Annotated in this window: 11 protein-coding genes; all 11 read right to left on the reverse strand. The window is 46.6% G+C overall.

All coding sequences use genetic code 11. From position 1 onward, the window contains the following. Window position 1: 1 nt before the first annotated feature. The 11 genes from GUA98_RS02445 to GUA98_RS02495 all read right to left on the reverse strand — a co-directional run bounded on the left by GUA98_RS02445 (window position 2) and on the right by GUA98_RS02495 (window position 14,304). Window positions 2-307, reverse strand: coding sequence for a hypothetical protein (locus GUA98_RS02445; RefSeq protein WP_193721953.1), 306 nt, complete (start codon window positions 305-307; stop codon window positions 2-4). Between the two features lie 158 nt (window positions 308-465). Then, window positions 466-3,513, reverse strand: a complete 3,048-nt coding sequence (locus tag GUA98_RS02450) for a glycoside hydrolase family 2 TIM barrel-domain containing protein (protein ID WP_193721954.1) — start codon at window positions 3,511-3,513, stop codon at window positions 466-468. Between the two features lie 163 nt (window positions 3,514-3,676). After that, window positions 3,677-4,507 carry a carbohydrate ABC transporter permease gene (locus GUA98_RS02455; protein ID WP_153977960.1) on the reverse strand — a complete coding sequence of 277 codons (831 nt, stop codon included), beginning with the start codon at window positions 4,505-4,507 and terminating at the stop codon, window positions 3,677-3,679. After that, on the reverse strand, window positions 4,500-5,387 hold the full coding sequence (locus GUA98_RS02460) for a carbohydrate ABC transporter permease (protein WP_095287984.1): 888 nt from the start codon (window positions 5,385-5,387) through the stop codon (window positions 4,500-4,502). The genes GUA98_RS02455 and GUA98_RS02460 overlap by 8 nt, the downstream gene beginning before the upstream one ends. Window positions 5,388-5,533: 146 nt before the next feature. Beyond that, window positions 5,534-6,817, reverse strand: a complete 1,284-nt coding sequence (locus tag GUA98_RS02465; RefSeq protein ID WP_390582038.1) for an ABC transporter substrate-binding protein — start codon at window positions 6,815-6,817, stop codon at window positions 5,534-5,536. A 366-nt stretch (window positions 6,818-7,183) separates the two neighbouring features. Next, window positions 7,184-8,956, reverse strand: coding sequence for a sensor histidine kinase (locus tag GUA98_RS02470; RefSeq protein WP_193721955.1), 1,773 nt, complete (start codon window positions 8,954-8,956; stop codon window positions 7,184-7,186). A gap of 18 nt (window positions 8,957-8,974) precedes the next feature. Further along, complete coding sequence (locus GUA98_RS02475) at window positions 8,975-10,504, reverse strand: response regulator transcription factor (RefSeq protein ID WP_193721956.1); 1,530 nt, start codon at window positions 10,502-10,504, stop codon at window positions 8,975-8,977. Between the two features lie 353 nt (window positions 10,505-10,857). Then, entirely contained in the window at window positions 10,858-11,748 is an 891-nt protein-coding gene (locus GUA98_RS02480) for an SMP-30/gluconolactonase/LRE family protein (RefSeq protein ID WP_227779356.1), read from the reverse strand. 14 nt (window positions 11,749-11,762) lie between these two features. Then, window positions 11,763-12,425 carry an SGNH/GDSL hydrolase family protein gene (locus GUA98_RS02485; protein WP_193721958.1) on the reverse strand — a complete coding sequence of 221 codons (663 nt, stop codon included), beginning with the start codon at window positions 12,423-12,425 and terminating at the stop codon, window positions 11,763-11,765. A gap of 48 nt (window positions 12,426-12,473) precedes the next feature. After that, window positions 12,474-13,265: an alpha/beta hydrolase gene (locus GUA98_RS02490; protein WP_193721959.1), complete on the reverse strand. Its 792-nt coding sequence runs from the start codon at window positions 13,263-13,265 to the stop codon at window positions 12,474-12,476. A 202-nt stretch (window positions 13,266-13,467) separates the two neighbouring features. After that, a complete protein-coding gene (locus tag GUA98_RS02495; protein ID WP_193721960.1) occupies window positions 13,468-14,304 on the reverse strand; it encodes an AraC family transcriptional regulator in 837 nt (278 codons plus the stop codon). Window positions 14,305-14,452: the final 148 nt, after the last annotated feature.

Consider the following 14,452-nt stretch of genomic DNA (forward strand, 5'->3'; position numbering starts at 1 on the left):
GTTATTTCTCTTCCGTAATAACCGTTGCGTTGTAGATCACAACACGTTTTCCGTTCAGATCAAATAACACTTTATTGCCATATTCCGTATCCTGCACATCGATTTTCCCCTCATAGGTCTGAATCAATTCCCCAGAGTTACTGTACACTTTAACGATCCGCTCCAGCCCCCCGGAGTTGTTGGATCTCATCGTTTTCAGCGCCCGCTCACCCGAAGCCGTATTGAAATACCAGATAAAACACCCCACCAAGATGCCGAGTACAGCCAGTACGGTAACCCACACACCTGCTTTTGCCTTTCTGCTCATAATGAAGCCCCTCCCTTTGTTCCATGTTCCCGTATAGTACGAAGTAGCTTCGATAGCGGTTTCACCAAATGCAGTTCCTTACTTTCTTCCCACAATAAAAAAACAGAGGCCTCCGATACACGGAGACCCCTGTTCTACATTTATTTAGGATATGACTTTTACAGTGAACGAATGACAAATTCAAATTCAAGTTCGCTGTCCGAGGCAATGCGATATTCCGGATGAACCGGTGCACCCCAGCTATCATCACCGCCAACACCCATCTGTTTGCCAGCTACAGTAACCACTGTATAATGCACTGGCGGCAGCTCGTATACATGCTGCGCGTTTTCCAGTTCGAATGCCGTATATGGCGATACGTTCAGCTCAACTGGAGCTGCAGAAGCCTCAATTTTGAAGCCGCGACCTGCATCATCCGTCAGTTTCGCCCAGCGTACTCCTGTGCGGTTGCCCGATTCCTGTGGTACCAGGTATGGCGCAACCGTATCCGCCACTTTACTGCCATGAATACCCAGGCGAGCTCCAAATGCACGATCCGCATAGTTTTCTTCTGGACCCATAGCCAGCCATTCCACGTTGCCATATTCCGGTGACGTTTTGAAAGACAAGGCATGAATCGGAAGGTCAGGCAAGCCTGCTGTACCTTTGTAGGCGTTATGAACATGCACGCTTCCATCAGCACGCACAGTATAAGCCACTTTTACCTGTACATCTGCAGAAATGTTGAGCTTGTACGTGAACTCAATGCGATATTGATCCGGTTTCTGTTCTGCCTTCCACTCCATACATCTTGGCAGCAGACTAGCGGCATACCACGCACCCAGTTCGAAGCCCATGGCAGTCCCTTTATCATTATCCGTCGTTGCCCGCCAGAACAATGGTGCAGGAGGCTGAGCAATCGTCTCACGGCCGGACAGTTTGAGGGATACCAACGTTCCGAAGGCTTTGGAGAACAGCACGTGCGTTTGACCTACACGGACACCAATATTCACATCCCCTTCAACCACCTGAATATCACTTGTCAGATTCAGATCCTCTGCAGCGGTTGCAGCAGAATCTTGTGTGAAGATAAATTGGCCAAATGCAACTTCGTCTCCTTTATCCGCCCAGAGGGTAGCCTCTTTGAGAACAAACGCAGTATTAACTGCATATTCTCCACCAGCCAGAGTATCTGCATCCAGCGGAAGACTTACTGTTTTCTCGCTTTGTGCTGGTACATTGACTTCCAACGTTCCGCGCAGCACTTCATGTCCTTCACGTTCCAGGCTGTACACCAGTTCCAATGCTGATGTATCTGCGAACAGGTTGCCGTTTACGATTTTGACCCCTTCACGATCCGGGAACAGCTTGATATTTTGATAAAGGTACTTCACTTCCTGCATTTTGGCCGTTACTTTGCGATCCGCATGCACGATGCCGTTCCCACAGAACGAGTAGTCCGAAGGACGATCGCCAAAATCTCCACCGTATGCGAGGTATTCCTTGCCGTAACGATCTTTCTTGTAAATGGATTGATCAATGTAATCCCAGATGAATCCACCCTGATACATCGGGTATTTGTCTTCCAATTCCGTATATTTGTGCATGCCACCGATGGAGTTACCCATGGCGTGCATGTACTCACAGCTGATGTAAGGCTTGGTCGGATTCGCATTCAGGAATTCCTCAATGTCTGCTGGCTTGGCATACATGCGGCTCTCCATATCACTTGTTTCATTAAAACGACGATCATGGAAAACTCCCTCATAATGCACCAGACGCGTTGGGTCAGCTGATTTGAAGTATTGGGACACTTTATAGATAACTTCACCACCATGTGACTCGTTACCACAGGACCAGATCAGAATGGACGGGTGGTTTTTGTCACGCTCCACCATGGATACAGCCCGGTCCATGACAATGTCATGCCACTCTGGTTTGTCTCCAGGAATGACCCAGGAAGGCTCTACGGCGCCAAGCTTTTGCCAGGAACCATGTGTCTCCAGGTTCATCTCATCAATAACATACAATCCGTATTCATCGCATAATTCATACCACAGACTTTGATTCGGATAATGTGATGTACGAACCGCATTCATATTGTTCTGTTTAATGGTACGCACATCCCAGAGCATGTCCTCTTTGGTAATGGCACGGCCACGGCGCGGGTTGAACTCGTGACGGTTAACTCCTTTGAATACAATGCGTTTACCGTTGATATGCATCACTTTATCGATCATTTCAAATTTGCGGAAACCAACGGACTGGGGAACCACTTCAACCAGCTGACCTGCAGCATCATATACACGGATGTATAAACGATACAAATACGGTATTTCCGCACTCCACAGGTTTACCTTGCCGAACTCTTCCCGAAGACTAACCAGACCATTCGTAACTTCCACACCACCAAATGTTCTCAAGATGTTCCCTTCAGCATCACGCAGCTCAGCTTCAACTCGTGCTCCCGCAGCAGCTTGACCTTCCAGCTTCAGATCGAGGTTCAGCGTGCCGTTGGTATAAGATGGGTCCAGATCCGTTACCACACGCAGATCACGGATATGTGCTGCTGGTACTGTATAGAGATATACATCTCTGAAAATGCCGGAGAAGCGCCAGAAATCCTGGTCTTCCAGCCAGCTGCCCGTGCTGCGTTGATATACTTCCACAGCCAGTTTGTTCTCTCCATCCTGAAGGAACGGTGTCAGATCGAAGTCCGATGGAGTGAAGCTATCTTCACCGTATCCCACGAACTGTCCATTAAGCCACACATAGAATGCGGATTCCACTCCCTGAAAGGAAATGAATACCGGATTGTTCTGCCATCCTGATGGCAGGTGGAACGTCCGAATGTAGCTTCCAACTGCATTTTTGTCCTGTGGCAGTGCTGGAGGACGCAGTTCGTTCAGTCCATCCCAAGGGTATTGTGTATTTACATATTGAATTTGGCCATATCCTTGAAGCTGAATGTGACCAGGCACTTCGATGTCATCCCAGCCTTCACTGGAGTAATCCGATTGATAGAACAGCTCCGGCCGACAATCCGGACGAATGGCATAATTGAATTTCCAGGTTCCGTTCAGGTCATAACGCATTTTCATGGTTCCTGCAGCCTGAGCTTCCTCCATAGTGCTGTAATAACGATGATCCGAGTAAGCGTTTAGACGGTTGACCTCAAAAACGCTTACATTTCCCAGCCAGTTGATATCTGCTTGTGTTGCTTTCATCGGCTCTCTCTCCCTCTAGTGCGAAATGTATAGTATGAATTATTCAAGATTCAAACCTGTATTTCCTCTTCCAATAACAAACAGAAAGACAGAGGTACACCATTGCTGGTGTCCTCTGCGTTTTTTTCTACATCAGTCTTTTCAGATGACATCCACTATTCCTTTATTTCACAGAACCAACCATACCAGCGACAAAGTGTTTCTGCATAATGAAGAACACTAATGCTGTAGGCAGCGTGGCGATGACAATCGCTGTCATGATCACCCCATAATCCGGCGAGTAACTGGAGCCGAGATTAGAGATCAGCAATGGAATCGTTTGTTGATCTGGTGTCTGCAGCACAACGAGTGGCCACAGGTAGTTATTCCAGCTGCTCATGAATGTAATGATCGCTGCTGCCGCATATGTTGTTTTCATTGTAGGCATGTAGATCTTCAGGAAGATACCCAGTTCGCTAAGACCATCGATCCGGCCTGCTTCCAGCATCTCTTTCGGGAACATTTTGGTGTTCTGACGGAAGAAGAAGATCAGGAAAGCTGTTGTGATGGTTGGCAAAATCACTGCGGCCATCGTATTGATCCCCATAAACGGTGCAATTCCCGAGATCGTTGCGAACATCCGATAGAGTGGTACCATCAAGGCTGCGAATGGAATCATCATGGAAAGCAGCAGGATGTTGAAGACGATGTCACGTGATTTCGTCCGGTACACTTCAAAGCCGTAACCAGCCATGGATCCAATCAACAGGGCAAGCACTGTTGAAATAATGGACACAATGGCCGAGTTGCCCAGTGCCTGTACCAGATTGGTCGTATCCAGCAGCTTTGTGAAGTTATCCATGAAAGCCGAGCCGGGTAACAATCTGCCTTTGGTGACATCTACCGAAGCATTCGTGGAGCTGACGAGCATCCAGAAAAATGGGAAGATCGATATGAAGGCCACAAGGGACAGGAATACATAGGTGAAAATGCGTTTCACTTTGTTCTTAGCCATTTTTATCACCTGCCACTTTAAACTGGATGATGGACAAAACAATAATCATCAGCACGATGGAATACGAAACGGTTGCCGCATATCCGAAGTCCGGTGAATATTTGAACGAAAGGTTATAGATGTATTGCGAGATGGACATCGTTGCATTACCCGGTCCACCCTTGGTGATGTTCATGATCTCATCAAAGATTTGCAAGGTACCAATCGTTGATGTAATGGATGTGAACAGAATAATCGGTTTAAGCAATGGTACTGTAATTTTGAAAAATTGAGTAAATGCATTCGCTCCATCAATACGCGCTGCTTCATAGATCGATTGGTCAATATTTTGCAGAGAAGACAGATAGAAAATCATGTTATATCCGGTCCAACGCCAAGTAACGGCGATTATGATCGTAATTTTAGCCCAGAACGGGTCGGTGATCCATTGAATCGGTTCAGCAATGACATGCAGATTCATCAGGAATTGATTGACCATTCCATCTGCAGAGAACAAATACTTGAATACAACAGAGTAGGCAACCAGTGAGGTTACACAAGGCAAAAAGATTGCAGTACGGAAAAAGCTGCGGAAGCGCAGTGTGCTGTCATTCAACAGAACGGAAATGAACAATCCGAGAATGATCATGACAGGGACTTGAATGATCAGATACAAAAATGTATTCGATACGGCTGTGCGGAATGTTGTATCAATAAACAACCTTTTATAGTTATCGAGCCCCGTAAATTCAAGATTGGCACCCACGCCAGACTTGAAAGATAAGAGCAGTGCCTGCAGCATCGGATAAAAGTAGAATGCAACGATCCCGATGACAGCGAGGGAAATAAAAGCCCATCCAGTCAAATTATTTTTCTTTTGGAGACTGTCTCCTGTATTCATGGCTTTCACAGTATGGCTCCTCTCTCTCCATGCAACATGGATAGAACCCATGGAGCCTTCCACCATGTCCGGTCGGCAGTGTGCTTCGCCAGACGGTGGAACGGCTCCGATGCTTCCTTGGGTTCTATAAGTTACCGTGGATCATCTTAGTTTAATTGAGCTTCAGCTTGTTTTTGTGCATCAGCCAGAACGTCGTCGATCGCTTTGCCGTTCAGGAAGTTTTGCATTTCAACAACCAGAATGTCCTCGATTGCATATGTGTTAACACCGTAGTTTACGCTAGGGATTTCTTCAGTCCATTTTGCGAAGTCTGCAAAGATTTTTTGTCCACCGAAGAACTCATCTGCTTTGTCAAATGCTTCACCTTCAGTAGCCGGTTTGTATGTTCCGATTGCGCCGATACCGTTAAGCAGATCTTGATACAATTGTTTGTCAGAACCAAACGTGCTGCCCAGGAAGTCTGCTGCTTGATCTGCACCAGGAACATTGTTCATGACATACCAGGAGCTGCCTCCAAGGTTGGATGCATGTACAGAGTTTGGTTGACCAGCCATTTTAGGAAGAGGAGCTACAGCCCATTGACCGGATTGGGATGCTTCTTGACGAACGGATGGTGTAATCCAGTTACCTGTTGGGATCGTGGCTACGTCACCATTGTTGAATGCTGCTACGAACTGGCTCCAGTCGGAGTTCAGTTTAACCACATTGGCATCCATCATTGCTTTGTAAGTAACAAATGCTTCTTTCAGTGCTTCATTGCCAGCCAGGTTAGGTGTTTTTCCATCTTCTTTGGAGTACCATGAACCTGCGGATTGAATCATCATACGAATCAGACCCAGGTCATTCGGATCCAGAGTGATCAGATCTTTACCTGTTTTTGCTTTAACATCTTTACCGATTTGGATGTAGTCATCCCACGTGATGTCTTGCAGATCTTCAGCTTTGTAACCAGCTTGCTCCAGCAGGTCTGTTCTGTAGTAGAGACCCGTTACACCAGAGTCAAATGGAACACCGTATTGTTTGCCGTCATAAGCTGTCGGTCCCAATTTGTAATCGGCGAAGTCAGAAGCCGTGAAGTTGGAAGACAGATCCTTGAAGGCATCTGGGTAAGCATTCAGGAAGCTTTGTGCACGGTAGTCTTCAATCAGTACGATGTTTGGAAGACCGTTGCTTGTTCCCGAGTTCAAACCTGTGTTGAGTTTTTGGATAATATCATTTTGTGCGTATTCAACAACGTTGATTTTTACATCAGGATGATCTTTAGCGTAAGCTTCTTTTGCTGTATTCAATGCAGCAATGTTGAACGATGGGTCCCATGCCCAGATCGTAATCTCATTGGATGCTTTCTCACCCTCGCTAGCCGTGTTGCCTCCTCCTCCGGAAGAACATGCGGACAACAGCAGGACAGTAACGAGCATCAATACCCACATTTTTTTCAAATCATTCAACTCCCCTTCAACCTCTTTGTGTGTAATTTGTTTGCGTTTTCTGAAAGCGGTTGCTTTCGATGTATTCATCTTATCATTCCCAAATCGGCATTCGTTAGTAATAATTTTGTACGGATTTGTCATCTTATTGCCACAATGAAAACCTTTACAGAAACCGTTTGCATTAAATTTGTTTTTTGGTAATTCCTTTTGATTTTGGAGTAAATCGAGCCAAAAATTTTACCATTAAAGCAAAAACACCGCTTTCATTTATCAAAATAAAAAAAGCCCTTCGTGTAGAGAACTCTCCACAGAAAGACTTTTGATCCATGTTAGTTTATAAACTCGTATTGCATCTGTGCCATTTCTTCAGCTTGTAATGAGCGGAAGTGTAACCGTCACTCTTGTCCCCTCGCCTGGGGTACTCATAATCGTCACACCATAAGGGGCACCATACAGCAGTTCAATCCGGTCATGTACATTACGAATACCAATGCCGCTAAACAGCTGCCGATTATTTTTGGGATTAGGTAATGATTCGCCCATTGCAAACCCTTCAATACCATCTCCGTTATCCATGATCTCGCAGATGAGCGTTTCCCCTGCCCGTGAGACGAGAACATGAATGGTGCCGGTCTCTTTGCGGTTAAAGGCGTGGAAGAAGGCATTTTCAATAAACGGTTGGATGACAAGTTTGGGTACATGGTAGTGATTACAGTCGGGTGCTACATAGAAGGCCGCTTTGATTCGTCCACCATAACGGACATGATTGATGAAGACATAGTTCCTCAGGTTCTCCACTTCCTGCTCTACCGTGACCGTCTCGCTTACATCACTGATCGTATTTTGCAGTAAGGCAATCAATGCATTAATCGTCTCTGCTGCCCGATCCTTGTTCCCCTGCTGCACGAGTACCTTAACCGAAGCCAGGGTATTATACAGAAAATGAGGATTGATCTGGCTTTGTAATGCCGCAAGTTCTGCATTGCGCTGTTCCCGCTGGGTCAATACGAGCTGATCCACATAGTCATGAAGCTCATCAAGCATGTAATTGTACGCATGACCAAGCTGCCTGCTCTCATAACTTCCACTAACCGGAATGTAGTTATCGAGATCGCTTTTTGTAATATTGGACATTTGCTTCACGAGCCTGCGCAGCGACTTGGTAATCTGATTGGTGATTAGAAACACCAGTACAAGCGCCCCAGCCACAATGGCGGCACAAATCAAGGCAATGGTTTTGAGATCAAGCAATTGTCCCACAGCCTGATCCTTATCAACCACATTAATAATATAGAAACGGTAAAAAGGCAGATATTCGGACAAGACTACGCTGTCCTGCTCCATTACCTTTGCGTTTATACCATTATTATCGCTCTTCGTGGCCATTTGTCTGGCGTAAGATAGAAGATCCAGCTGCTTCGTACCAATCCATTCTTCCCGGTTGGAAGACACAATTTCCCCGTTTTCATTGAGAATGACCACATCGTTGCCTCTGCTCGTGAAACTGCTGTAGAACTGACGGAATACACTCTCTTTGATGGTTACATAAAGCGTTCCGTAAATCCGGCTCTGGGTCCGATCCGCCAATGCTTTGGTAGCTGAGATCATCTGCTGCGTGCCAACGTCGGTGTCCGTTTGGTAATCGTCAAACATCAACCGATTCGGTGTCTTCACAGCGTCGATCGTAATCGGCAGTTCTCTCAATTCCTCCAGCGACATCCTCAGGTGGGACCGATCCGTAGAATAGGTGCGCCCATTAATTCCGCTGATCGTAATGCCGACCTCATAAGATTCCATAATGGACTGGATACGGTCCATCGATTCCCTCATATTATAATAGGACTTGGCCATCGTGAGAGAGTCCCCCTCTCCCTCCGACAGATAGCCGCGAATTGCCCCGCTTTGGCTTACGTTGTTGGAGACGGCCGCAATCGCATCATTAAAGGATTCGAAGGTGGTTTTAATCTGACTAAGCACCTTGGAGTTGGTGATGCTAAATGTCTCGGTAAACAGCTTCGTCGACATATGGACGGTAGTCCATAAAATAAGTACGGAAACGAGAACGATGCTTATCACCATGACGAGAAACAGCTTGGGAAACAATCCGAGACGTGATAATCCGTTCATCCATTTCTTCATGATCTTTTCCTTCTGACTTTATGCCCAGAATTTCCGACGATATCGGCTTGGTGACAGTCCGGTAAATTTTTTGAACACTTTGCAGAAATAGCTGTGATCCGAATAGCCTACCATGCTGCTGATTTCGGAAATGGTAACATCATCCGATCGCAAGAGTTCTTCTGCCTTCTCAATGCGAATTTTGTTCAGATATTCGTTGAATCCTTCTTTTTTATGTGACGAAAAATAACTGGATAGATACGATGGATTAAAATGAAAATGCTTCGCAACTTCAGCGAGACCGAGCGGTTGATCAAAATGCTCATGCATATATTCAAGCAGCATCTTCATATTCGGGTCACTGCGTTTTCCTCCATCACCAGCCGTGCATTCTTCCACTTCAAGCATGAACTGATCAAGCACCTGCATGGCTTCATTCAGACTTGAAGCTCCGTCCACGTTTTTGAAATAAGTATATTTGCTCTCTTCCAGTGCCGAAGATTGTACGTCCATATCCGCAAGGGTAATCGTTACGTTGAAAATCAGATTGCCCAAAAAGGATTTGATCTCGAACACATCCGCAATGTAGTCACGTCCCAGGGTAAGGGCATGCTCTTTCAGATACTCCCTGGCTGACTCGGTACGATTCCGCTTCACGTGCTGCAAAAACATATTCACATTAAACTGGTAACCTGCCGTATGCAGAGGTGGAAGTTCGCTGAAGACAAGAATTGAACGATCCTCATAATAAAAACGATATTCCATGAGTTTAATGAGTTGATTACGGTACACTTCACCCATCTGGTCAAAAGATGTAAAGCTGTCACTTAAAACCCAGCTGGGTTCTTTGATGCCTGCTCCATTTTCAACGGCCATCTCTTTGATCCGCCCGACCATCCATTCCTCTTTGGCAGGGTCTACATTCAGAAGGAATATAGGCATTTCACTCTCCACCGGTACCATGGCACATTCCACATCGGCAAGATAATTCAGCAGCTTGTTTTCGGTATCCTTCTGGCCCAAGTGCGAATGCTTCCCGGAAACAAGGAGGCGAAAACAATGATGTGGAAACGTGTCCCTGACCATAGCCATATCTTTTTCGTCTTCCAATGCAAAACCGGACAGCATCTTCTCCATAAACTGTCCCAGCTTCCACCCTTCATTTGACGGCTCATACTGCAGTTCGGGAATTTTTCCGGCCGTTCGCTGAAGTACCTGCAGGAGCTCGTCGGTGTCCAGCTTCGGTTTCAAAATGTAATCTGCAGCTCCATGCTGAAGCGTTGAACGCACATATTCGAATTCACTGAAGCTGCTGAGCACAATGACTTCAACCTGCGGCTGGCTCGCTTTAAGCGTTCGTACAAACGCTTCACCGTCCATGATTGGCATCACAATGTCGGTTATGACGATGTCAGGCTTCAGCAAACGTACCTGTTCCAGGCCTTCTTCGCCATTGGACGCTTCTCCGACAATCTGGAATCCTTCCGATTCCCAATTCATATGATGCTTGATCCCCTGGCGTACCAGAAACTCATCGTCAACAATCAGCACCTTGCACAACCGGTTCATGATCGCGACCCCCTTGTCTAATCTTTCCTCTATGTCTCTACAGGTTATACCTTTTTTATATCGGATATAACGGGTCCCCCGTGTTAGCGGTTACAACAATTTTAAAGTTTTGGTTCTCTCTTTATATCCCATAATCGTTGTTAAATCAATGGAAATTGAAAGCCAGACGTATACCTGAACGAAAATCCCACTTATTCATTTTACACTATTTTTCGACAAAAAAAGAAGCCTTGGTTCACCTACAGACCATCGGTGTTCCAGGACTTCTTATCATATCTTACGATCTACTTAAAGTTTAATGATTACTTGAACAAACCAAAACTCTTCATCGTACATTGAATTCCTGCTGTGATTTAATCGACCTGATGTACACGGCCATACGCATGGGTCTTCTGCCCTTTAACACCGGGCCTAATCACAAAGACGGAACCGGCATCTGGCGTCTCTACCAAACGTTCCTCACTAATGCCTATTCGCGCGGTTGTGATATAGAGATCCTCCAAGTCAGGCCCGCCAAAACAACAGGAGGTTACCTGGTCTGCAGGCACTTCAATCTGCTCCAGTAATTCTCCGTTATTCGGGTTCCACCGTGTCACTCTTGCGCCGCCCCAATGAGCAACCCACAGCATGCCCTCGCTATCCACTGTCATTCCGTCTGGAAAACCAAAGTCCTCCGGTACCGAAATAACACTCGTCCGATTCGTAATTTCACCTGCTGCGAGATCAAAATCAAATCGGTCAATGGAACGTGTAGGGGTATCGATATAGTACATCACTTGATCATCCGGGCTCCAGCCAAGTCCATTGGAGGTAGACACCTCTCGGACCATGGTTCGAACCGGTTTGCCTTCCTCAAGACAATACAATGAGCCTGCTTTACTTTCATCATGCAAACTCATAGTACCCGCCCAGAACCGACCAAGGGAATCACACTTCCCATCATTGAATCGATTGGTGGCTTTGTCGCTTTCGGGATCCTCGATTGCCTTCAATTCTCCCGTGCTCAGATGGTAGGTATGGAAACCGCTTCGGAGTGCCACAACAACCTCATCGCCGCGATAGGGAACAACCGCTCCCACATGTTCACCTACGTCGTAAGCCTGATCCTGGCCTGTTTGAGGATCATAGACATGTACCTTGTAACTTTCGATATCCACCCATAATAAACGATTGTGTTCTGCATCCCAGCTTGGACCTTCCCCCAGCCGTGCCGGGGTATGTACTGCAATGTTGAGCTTGCTCAAGCAATCACATCCTTTTATGATTTGGCGCCGCCTGACCATTCAAAACCGATGGCATCCAAAAATGCTTTGGACAAAATCATGTGGCCTGTTGCATCTGGATGAACACGGTCATAAGTCAGGACTGACGTATAGAAATGATCCCAGAATGGGACAAAGGCTGCCTGTGTATCCACTAAAATGGCATCAAACTCATTCGCTACCCTACGCACAGCTTCGCCGTAGATATCCATCGTCGCGCGCATCGGATCTTCTGGATTGGCCTCCAGGTAATATGGGGTCATCAAAACAAGTCCCTTTAGATTGGGGCGAACAGAAGCCACAAGTTCTCTCAAAGTGGACTCATACTCTTCCAAAAACACATGAGAATCTGCCGAAAGCGGACGGTCGAACTGACGCCATACATCGTTGATGCCAATCATGATCGTCAACCAATCGGGCTTCAGATCAATAACATCGCGTTCCCAGCGCTGCTTCAGATCGCGAATGGTATTCCCACTATTACCCACATTCTGAATACGCAGCATCAATTCCGGATAAATGGAACGCAAAAGTGCGTATACCTGTGCAACGTAACCATGTCCGAGTCCTGAACTGCCTTCACCTACAGGATGTTCACGGCCACAGTCCGTGATGGAATCGCCGATAAAGAGAAGCTTGTCATTCTTTTGCAATTTCATAGTCGTATCTCCTTCGCCTTGTAGCGCATTAAAATGAGGGGTAAACGGTTACCATCCTTGATTTTTGAGCCAAGTCAGCAACAGATCCGACCACGCCCGAACAGCATGATCATCTTCAGCAAGGCCCAGACCATGCGATCCTTTTTCGAATACATGCAGATCATAAGGAATACCTTGGGCACCCAATGCAAGTGCATAACGCAAACTGTTCTCGACCGGCACGGCCTCGTCGTCACTTGTATGCCAGATAAATGCTTCAGGTGCGTCGGCTTTAACCTGCTGCTCTGCGCTAAATGCTCTAATCTGTTCAGGCGAGGCATTCGGGCCCAGCAGATTTTCGCGCGAACCAGCATGTCCATACGACTCCATCGTGATAACAGGATAACAGAGGATAACCCGATCCGGACGTGAGCTTTCACGCTCAATCGGATCTTCATGATTCGGCTGTCCTTTATCATACAAGGTACCCAGTGTAGCTGTAAGATGGCCGCCTGCAGAGAAACCAAGTACAGCAATTTTGGAAGGATTGATCCCAAATTCCTGGGCATGGGCGCGTACATATCGGATAGCACGCTGACCATCGGATAGTGGTGCAGGATGCTTGTGCGGTGCTACCCGGTATTTCAGTACAAATGCACTAATACCTGCACGGTTAAGCAACTCGGCAATTGGAGCTCCTTCGTGATCTGCGAGAAACCCGTAACCGCCGCCGGGACACACAATGACAGCGCTCTCGGAACCAGGCTGAATAAAAGGTATGAGATGAGGCATCTCTTCTTCATGCCCTTTAGCCGCATGAGGTGCTTCGTGATCCCATAATGGAATGGTTGTTGTTGTCAACTTCTATCATCCTCTCTTAGTAGAACGGATACGATCATCCGCTTTCGTTTTCCAATTGAAGGAATCGATATCATCATACGGCAACTGCCCCCATGCATCAATACCTTCCTGGCATCACTTTTGTTCATATGGCCATCTAGGGCGGAAAAACACGACCAGACACGGTAATCAAAAGTCTCAAAAGCCTACTCCCCCTGCTTCGCTATAAATATAACGTTCGAAACTGCTCAGGTGTTACACCTTCAATTCGCCGGAATGTCGCTACAAAATGGCTTGCATCGCGAAAGCCAACGCGCGCAGCCGTTTCCTTCACGGTCAATTTGCTGTTCCCTGTCATCCATTCCTTGGATTTGCGAATCCGCAGAAGAATAAAATAGCTGTAGGCCGTCATGCCGAATGATTGTTTAAACAACGTATTCAAATGCCTTGGTGTAATTCCTGGCACGGCAGCCATCTGTTCCAGGCCAATATCGGGATCTGCATAATGCTGGTCCATGAATGCAATGAGCGGTGCTAGCCGTTCCACGGCATGCGAGATGGATGATCGGCTGCCAGTCTTGCCGTGTTTTTTGAGCAGGATCAAAAAGCGGTACATATCGGCGGAAGCTTCCAGACCGGACAAGTCCTGGTCGCTACTGATGGAACCCAGCACCTCACTGCCGTAGTTCTCCAGCGGGCTTCCAGCATCCCATTGATGAAGTGCCGCCTCTCTAAGTCCAAGTGCCTCGGCAATGGCCGGACACTGGGATCCGCCAAACGTAATATAGAGCGTTTCCCACTCCCCTAATGAAGGTACATATTCATGCGGCTCATTCGGAGGCAGGAGAATTCCGGAGCCTTCACCAAGAACGACAGTTGAACCAGCAAAATGGAACTCCCCTGCTCCTTTCACTGTCTGGAGCCAGTGATAACAAGGGTAGCCTGCCGGCCTAATTACATTCTCCTGATTACCGTTATAACCAATGCTTTCAATATACAGGGGGAGCGGTTCTTCGCGCGGCGTCATGAAATATCTTCGATGGGTTGGTGAGATTAACATGGTGTTCTCCTCTCGATCGGTAAGCTTCAGCCAATACTCAGCTGCTTCTCTTATTTCCATATTCTTATATGAATCATTACTTTTCTTATATTTTAAAAGCTATTTGAATCATATAATATACAATTATTCTTATACAAGAGGTGAACAT

The organism is Paenibacillus sp. P13VS (assembly GCF_015143645.1).
In the GTDB taxonomy this organism is placed as follows: domain Bacteria; phylum Bacillota; class Bacilli; order Paenibacillales; family Paenibacillaceae; genus Paenibacillus; species Paenibacillus xylanilyticus_A.

Coding starts and splice junctions, on each gene's coding strand:
- GUA98_RS02445 (WP_193721953.1), bottom strand. CDS start 307: ATGAGCAGAAAGGCAAAAGCAGGTGTGTGGGTTACCGTACTGGCTGTA.
- GUA98_RS02450 (WP_193721954.1), bottom strand. CDS start 3,513: ATGAAAGCAACACAAGCAGATATCAACTGGCTGGGAAATGTAAGCGTT.
- GUA98_RS02455 (WP_153977960.1), bottom strand. CDS start 4,507: ATGGCTAAGAACAAAGTGAAACGCATTTTCACCTATGTATTCCTGTCC.
- GUA98_RS02460 (WP_095287984.1), bottom strand. CDS start 5,387: ATGAATACAGGAGACAGTCTCCAAAAGAAAAATAATTTGACTGGATGG.
- GUA98_RS02465 (WP_390582038.1), bottom strand. CDS start 6,817: ATGTGGGTATTGATGCTCGTTACTGTCCTGCTGTTGTCCGCATGTTCT.
- GUA98_RS02470 (WP_193721955.1), bottom strand. CDS start 8,956: ATGAAGAAATGGATGAACGGATTATCACGTCTCGGATTGTTTCCCAAG.
- GUA98_RS02475 (WP_193721956.1), bottom strand. CDS start 10,504: ATGAACCGGTTGTGCAAGGTGCTGATTGTTGACGATGAGTTTCTGGTA.
- GUA98_RS02485 (WP_193721958.1), bottom strand. CDS start 12,425: ATGAAATTGCAAAAGAATGACAAGCTTCTCTTTATCGGCGATTCCATC.
- GUA98_RS02495 (WP_193721960.1), bottom strand. CDS start 14,304: ATGTTAATCTCACCAACCCATCGAAGATATTTCATGACGCCGCGCGAA.